This is a genomic window from Rhizobacter sp. P3_B12 (assembly GCF_056402895.1).
The window spans coordinates 1-5672 of record NZ_JBFUGN010000352.1 but is presented as its reverse complement, the minus strand read 5'-3'; the positions used below and the strand labels follow the sequence as shown (position 1 = coordinate 5672).

The following is a 5672-nucleotide window of genomic DNA, read 5'->3' as shown; positions in this document are numbered from 1 at the left end:
TGGCCGAGCCCACGCTCGACAGCGCCGAACAGTTCTGCCGCGAAGGACGTGCGCATTTCATGATGCGCTCGATGATGCCGATGCTGATGTTCCTGAAGGGCAGCGACACGCTGGTCGGCGTCGGCAGCCTGCATGCGTTCGACTGGGCGGTGCCCAAGTGCGAGATCGGCTACTGGGCGCATTCGGCATTCACCGGCCGCGGCCTCGTCACCGAGGCGGCGCAGGCCATCACCGACCTGGCGTTCGGCCCACTCGGCATGCGCCGCGTCGAGGCCCTGCCCGATGCCGGCAATGTCGCCAGCTGGCGGGTCTGCGAGCGCGCCGGCTACACGCTGGAAGGCACGCGGCGCAACGACCGCATCACACCGGACGGCATGTTGCGAGACTCAAGGGTCTACGCACGGATTCGCTGAACGACGGCGCCGACTCGAAGTGGATGCAGCCGCGCTGCAGGCACGACTGGTACTCGCGCACCGACAGCGTCGCGGCCTGGCGCTCGCCGTCCGCGTGCCAGACCAGCTTGACCCACAGCGCGCCTTCGATGACCCAGCACGCGCCCGCCGGAATCTCCCGCAGGCCTTCGTCCGCGTGCACCTCGAACCCCGCAATGACCATCCCTCGTTTCATCGCAACCTCCTGTGGTGGGTGCCATCCGGGGTTCTTCGATCCCGGCGCAGCCTCACTGTAGGGGCCGACCTTCGCGGGCGCCGTGGGTTGATTCCGACGCGTGTGTAGGACATCGCCGCGAGATGCGGTCGGGCGGCCTAGATGAGGGTCGCTTCGAGCGAGATGTCCGCCTTCAGCAGCTTCGACACCGGGCACCCGGCCTTCGCCTTCGCCGCGAGTTCCTGGAACGTGGCGTTGTCCGCGCCAGGCACGTTGGCCTTCAGCGACAGGTGGACCGCGCTGATCGCGTAGCCGCCTTCGACCTGCTCCAGCGTGACCTTGGCCGTCGTGTCCATCTTCTCGGCGCGCAGCTTGGCTTCACCGAGGATCAGCGACAGCGCCATCGTGAAGCAGGCCGCGTGCGCCGCGCCGAGCAACTCCTCGGGGTTGCTGCCGGGCGTGCCTTCGAAGCGGCTCGCGAAGCCGTAGGGGTAGTCCTTCAGCGCGCCGCTCTCGGTCGAGATCGAGCCCTTGCCGTCCTTGATGCCGCCGGACCATTGGGCCGAGCCCTTGCGTTGGATCTTCATGCCGCTCTCCTGGAAGTGGAGCGCGCAGCGTAGCGCTTTACGCCTACCAATGGAACCAGGCGGCGATCCCCAATCCCATGCCCAGCACGCTCAGGCCATACACCACGTATTCCGCCCAGCGCCGCTTCGTCAGCAGCGCGATCGCCGCCATCGCGATCGAGATCGACAGCGCGGTGGTCGCCTGCGCCCAGCGGTGGTGCTGGTGCATCTGCTCCTCGCTCTGCTTGTCGAAGGCGGTCGATTCGTCTTCCAGCTTCTTGGCCGCCGTCATGATCTCGGCCTTCTCGGTCTTGTAGCGCTTGATCTCCTCGGTGTAGAACGCGCGCCGGCCCTCGGGTGCCAGCTCGACCGCCAGCTCGGCCAGGTTCTGCTTGCTGCTCTTGGCCTGGTAGTAGTTCCACTGGTTCGAGGCCTCGGTCTTCTTGATCGCGGCGTCGTTCTTGTAGAGCCCCGCGTTGGCCTGCGTCGCGCCGCCCATGTACGAGAAGATCGCGCCCACCGTCGCGAGGATCGCGGTGATCACCGCCAGCTGGCCGGCGTGGCCGTCGGGGTTGTGCTGGGCCGCATGCTCCAGCTCGTGGTCGTGCGGGCCGTGKACGTGGAAACCGTGTTCGGACATGTCATCCTCCTCGTGATTGTGGAAACTGCGTGATCAGACTTTGCGTCTGTAGGTGACCCAGCGGTAGCGGATGCCATCGGGGCTGGTCTGGAACTCGCCGGGTTCCGCACTGAACTGCGCGGGGTCCCAGTCGGGGAAGAACGCATCGGCGTCGAACTCGGCATCGAGCTCGGTCAGCACCAGCTCGTCGACCCTCGGCAGCGCCTCGCGGTAGATCTCGGCACCGCCGATCACGAAGGCCTTGTGCACGTCGCCGGCCAGCGCGATCGCCTCGGCCAACGAGCCGGCGCGCTCGGCGCCGGCAGCCTGCCAGCCCGGCTGGCGCRTGATCACGATGTTGCGGCGGCCCGGCAGCGGGCGGCCGATCGAATCCCAGGTCTTGCGGCCCATCAGCACCGGCGCGCCGAGCGTGGTGCGCTTGAAGAACTTCAGGTCCTCGGAGATGTGGCAGAGCAGGGCGTTGCCCTTGCCGATCGCGCCGTGCCGGGCGACGGCAGCGATCAGGCTGATCAGTGGTCGGGAGCGTGTCATGGGCGCGATTGTCGCCTCGGGCGACGCCGGGTTTCGTGTCAGCCGGGCATCGCGGCGTCCCGTCCATTCGTCAGGTGCTGCTGCATCAGCTGCTGCACCTTCGCGCCGTCGCGCGCCTTCAGGGCGGTCATGATCCGGCGATGCTCCTTCAGCGAGGCCTCGAGCCGCCCCTGCTTGAACAGCGAGTGGTGCCGGTTCAGCTTCATCACCTTGCGCAGGTCGGTGACCAGCTGGTGGCGCCAGCGGTTGTCGGCGATCTCCAGCAGCCGCATGTGGAACTGCTCGTTGGCGCGGAAGAACGCATCGCGGTCAGCCACGCTGTCTTCGAGCGCCTGGTGCAGCGCCTGCAGCTCGGCCAGTTGCGCGTCGGTGGCCCGCGTGGCGGCGGCTGCGGCGGCATCGCTCTCGAGCAGCGCCAGCAGGTGGAMCACCTCGGCCAGGTCGCGCTCGGACACCTCGGTGACGTAGGCGCCGCGGCGCAGCTTCATCGTCACCAGCCCTTCGGCGGCCAGCACCTTGAGGGCCTCGCGCAGCGGGGTGCGGCTGATGCCGTACTCGGCGGTCAGGGCTTGCTCGTCGATCCAGCTGCCGGGCGCCAGCGTGTGGGCCATGATGCGCGCACGCAGCCGCTCGGCGACCTGCACGTAGAGGGCCTGGGTGGCCGGCAGCCGGGCAGCGGCCGGCGATTTGCCAGCGGGGACGGTGGAAACCTTGGACATATAATTCAATTTTGAATTATGGATGACGCCTGCCAGGTCGTCCAGCGGAGCGGGCCCATGTCTGACCAGAAAAAATCGGAAGCCAAAGACGCGTTGTTGAATTCCGATGCGCTGCCCGCATGGCAGAAGGCGGCCGCGAAATCCGCGCCGGGCGGGAATGTCGACGCGCTCGACTGGGTGACGCCCGAAGGCATCCGCGTGAAGCCGCTGTACACCGCCGCCGACACCCGCGAGTTGCCCTACACCGACACGCTGCCCGGGTTCGCGCCGTTCGTGCGCGGCCCGCAGGCGACGATGTATGCGGTGCGGCCATGGACCATCCGCCAGTACGCCGGCTTCTCCACCGCCGAGGCCTCGAACGCCTTCTACCGCAAGGCGCTCGATGCCGGCGCACAGGGCGTCAGCGTCGCGTTCGACCTGGCCACGCACCGCGGCTACGACAGCGACCACCCGCGTGTGACGGGTGACGTCGGCAAGGCGGGCGTCGCGATCGACAGCGTCGAGGACATGAAGATCCTGTTCGACGGCATCCCGCTCGACAAGGTGTCGGTGTCGATGACGATGAACGGCGCGGTGCTGCCGGTGCTGGCGGGCTATGTGGTGGCGGCCGAGGAGCAGGGCGTGCCGCAGGAGCAGCTGAGCGGGACTATCCAGAACGACATCCTCAAGGAGTTCATGGTCCGCAACACCTACATCTTCCCGCCCGAGCCGAGCATGCGGGTGATCGGCGACATCATCGCGTACACCGCGAAGCGGATGCCGAAGTTCAACTCGATCAGCATCAGCGGCTACCACATGCAGGAGGCCGGTGCGAACCAGGCGCTGGAGCTGGCCTTCACGCTGGCCGATGGCAAGGAGTACGTGAAGACGGCGTTGGCCAAGGGGCTGGACGTCGACGAGTTCGCCGGGCGGCTGAGCTTCTTCTGGGCCGTCGGGATGAACTTCTACCTCGAGGTGGCCAAGATGCGCGCCGCGCGGCTGCTGTGGTGGAGGATCATGAGCGGCTTCGGCGCGAAGAACCCGAAGAGCCTGATGCTGCGCACGCACTGCCAGACCTCGGGCTGGAGCCTGACCGAGCAGGACCCGTACAACAACGTGGTGCGCACGACGGTCGAGGCGATGGCGGCGGTGTTCGGCGGCACGCAGAGCCTGCACACCAATGCGCTCGATGAAGCCATCGCGCTGCCCACCGACTTCAGCGCACGCATCGCGCGCAACACGCAGCTGATCATCCAGGAAGAGACGCACATCACCAGCGTGGTCGACCCGTGGGCCGGCAGCTACATGATGGAGAAGCTGACGCAGGACATGGCCGATGCGGCCTGGGCGCTGATCGAGGAAGTGGATGCGATGGGCGGCATGGTGAAGGCCGTCGACAGCGGCTGGGCCAAGCTGAAGATCGAGGCGAGCGCCGCCGAGAAGCAGGCGCGCATCGATTCGGGCAAGGACGTGATCGTCGGCGTCAACAAGTACCGGCTGAAGCAGGAAGACCCGATCGACATCCTCGACATCGACAACCATGCGGTGCGCGAGAACCAGCTGAAGCGGCTCGCGCAGGTGCGCGCGGCGCGCGATGCGGCGGCGGTCGAGCGCAGACTGGCGGCCTTGGGCGCGTGCGCGGCGGGTGGCGAAGGCAACCTGCTCGCGTTGGCCATCGATGCGATCCGGGCCCGCGCGACGGTGGGCGAGGTGAGCGATGCACTCGAGAAGGTGTGGGGGCGCCACCGCGCCGATACGCAAAAGGTGACCGGTGTGTACGCTGCCGCTTACGACAGTGCCGAAGGGTGGGCGAAGCTCCAGCAGGAGATCGCCGAGTTCGCGCAGGCGCAGGGCCGGCGCCCGCGCGTGATGATCGCCAAGCTCGGGCAGGACGGGCACGACCGCGGCGCGAAGGTGGTGGCAACCGCGTTCGCCGACCTGGGTTTCGACGTCGACATGGGCCCGCTGTTCCAGACCGCCGAGGAGTGCGCGCGCCAGGCGATCGAGAACGACGTGCATGCGGTGGGTGTGAGCACGCTGGCGGCGGGCCACAAGACGCTGGTGCCGGCGATCATCGAATCGCTGAAGGCGCAGGGCGCGGACGACATCATCGTGTTCGTCGGCGGCGTGATCCCGCGGCAGGACTACGACTTCCTCTACGAGGCCGGCGTGAAGGGCATCTACGGGCCGGGTACGCCGATTCCGGCGAGTGCGAAGGATGTGCTGGAGCAGATTCGAAAAGCTGTTGCGGGTTGAGCGAACGGACGACCGCGTGAAGCCGTTCTTCGTCTACATGCTGCGCTGTGCGGATGGCAGCTTCTATGTCGGRCACACCGATGAACTGGAGCGGCGTGTCGCGCAGCACCAGGCGGGGGAGATCCCGGGGTACACGCATGAGCGGCGGCCGGTGGAGCTGGTGTGGATGCAGGAGATGGCGACGCGCGAGGAGGCCTTGGCGGGAGAGCTTCGGGTGAAGGGCTGGAGCCGGGCGAAGAAGCAGGCGCTGGTGGCGGGAGACTGGGAAAAGGTTTCCGAACTCGCACGTTCGAAGCGGACAAAGCCCCCCTCCGTTCGCCCTGAGCCTGTCGAAGGGCTGGTGCGAGGTGAGGCAGGGCTTCGACAGGCTCAGCC

General features: G+C 67.4%; 8 protein-coding genes. 3 read left to right on the top strand and 5 right to left on the bottom strand.

Features of this window, described 5'->3' with window-relative positions; translation table 11 throughout:
• A partial coding sequence (locus AC1D01_RS18215) for a GNAT family N-acetyltransferase (protein ID WP_477868700.1) occupies nucleotides 1-413 on the top strand: 413 nt, incomplete at its 5' end.
• Here the strand turns inward: AC1D01_RS18215 and AC1D01_RS18210 are convergent.
• From AC1D01_RS18210 to AC1D01_RS18190, 5 genes are all read right to left on the bottom strand, one after another.
• A complete protein-coding gene (locus AC1D01_RS18210) occupies nucleotides 361-627 on the bottom strand; it encodes a hypothetical protein (RefSeq protein ID WP_477868698.1) in 267 nt (88 codons plus the stop codon). The two genes, AC1D01_RS18215 and AC1D01_RS18210, sit on opposite strands and share 53 nt — an antisense overlap.
• Before the next feature lie 137 nt (nucleotides 628-764).
• Nucleotides 765-1187: an OsmC family protein gene (locus AC1D01_RS18205; protein WP_477868702.1), complete on the bottom strand. Its 423-nt coding sequence runs from the start codon at nucleotides 1185-1187 to the stop codon at nucleotides 765-767.
• Nucleotides 1188-1236: 49 nt separating this feature from the next.
• Nucleotides 1237-1812 carry a DUF4337 domain-containing protein gene (locus AC1D01_RS18200; RefSeq protein WP_477868696.1) on the bottom strand — a complete coding sequence of 192 codons (576 nt, stop codon included), beginning with the start codon at nucleotides 1810-1812 and terminating at the stop codon, nucleotides 1237-1239.
• A 33-nt stretch (nucleotides 1813-1845) separates the two neighbouring features.
• The gene (locus AC1D01_RS18195) at nucleotides 1846-2343 is read right to left on the bottom strand and encodes a dihydrofolate reductase (protein ID WP_477868694.1); all 498 of its coding nucleotides are present in this window, start codon (nucleotides 2341-2343) and stop codon (nucleotides 1846-1848) included.
• 38 nt (nucleotides 2344-2381) lie between these two features.
• A complete protein-coding gene (locus tag AC1D01_RS18190; protein ID WP_477868692.1) occupies nucleotides 2382-3062 on the bottom strand; it encodes a GntR family transcriptional regulator in 681 nt (226 codons plus the stop codon).
• Between the two features lie 57 nt (nucleotides 3063-3119).
• Between AC1D01_RS18190 and scpA the strand changes: the two genes are divergently transcribed.
• Nucleotides 3120-5297 (top strand): methylmalonyl-CoA mutase, encoded by a 2178-nt coding sequence (gene scpA, locus AC1D01_RS18185; protein WP_477868690.1) that lies wholly within the window; start codon nucleotides 3120-3122, stop codon nucleotides 5295-5297.
• A gap of 16 nt (nucleotides 5298-5313) precedes the next feature.
• Nucleotides 5314-5672: GIY-YIG nuclease family protein (locus AC1D01_RS18180; RefSeq protein WP_477868688.1), on the top strand; the 359-nt coding region annotated here is incomplete at its 3' end.

Bases quoted from the DNA above. Each gene is read 5' to 3' on its own strand.
- AC1D01_RS18210 (WP_477868698.1), bottom strand. From the start codon at position 627: ATGAAACGAGGGATGGTCATTGCGGGGTTCGAGGTGCACGCGGACGAA.
- scpA (WP_477868690.1), top strand. From the start codon at position 3,120: ATGTCTGACCAGAAAAAATCGGAAGCCAAAGACGCGTTGTTGAATTCC.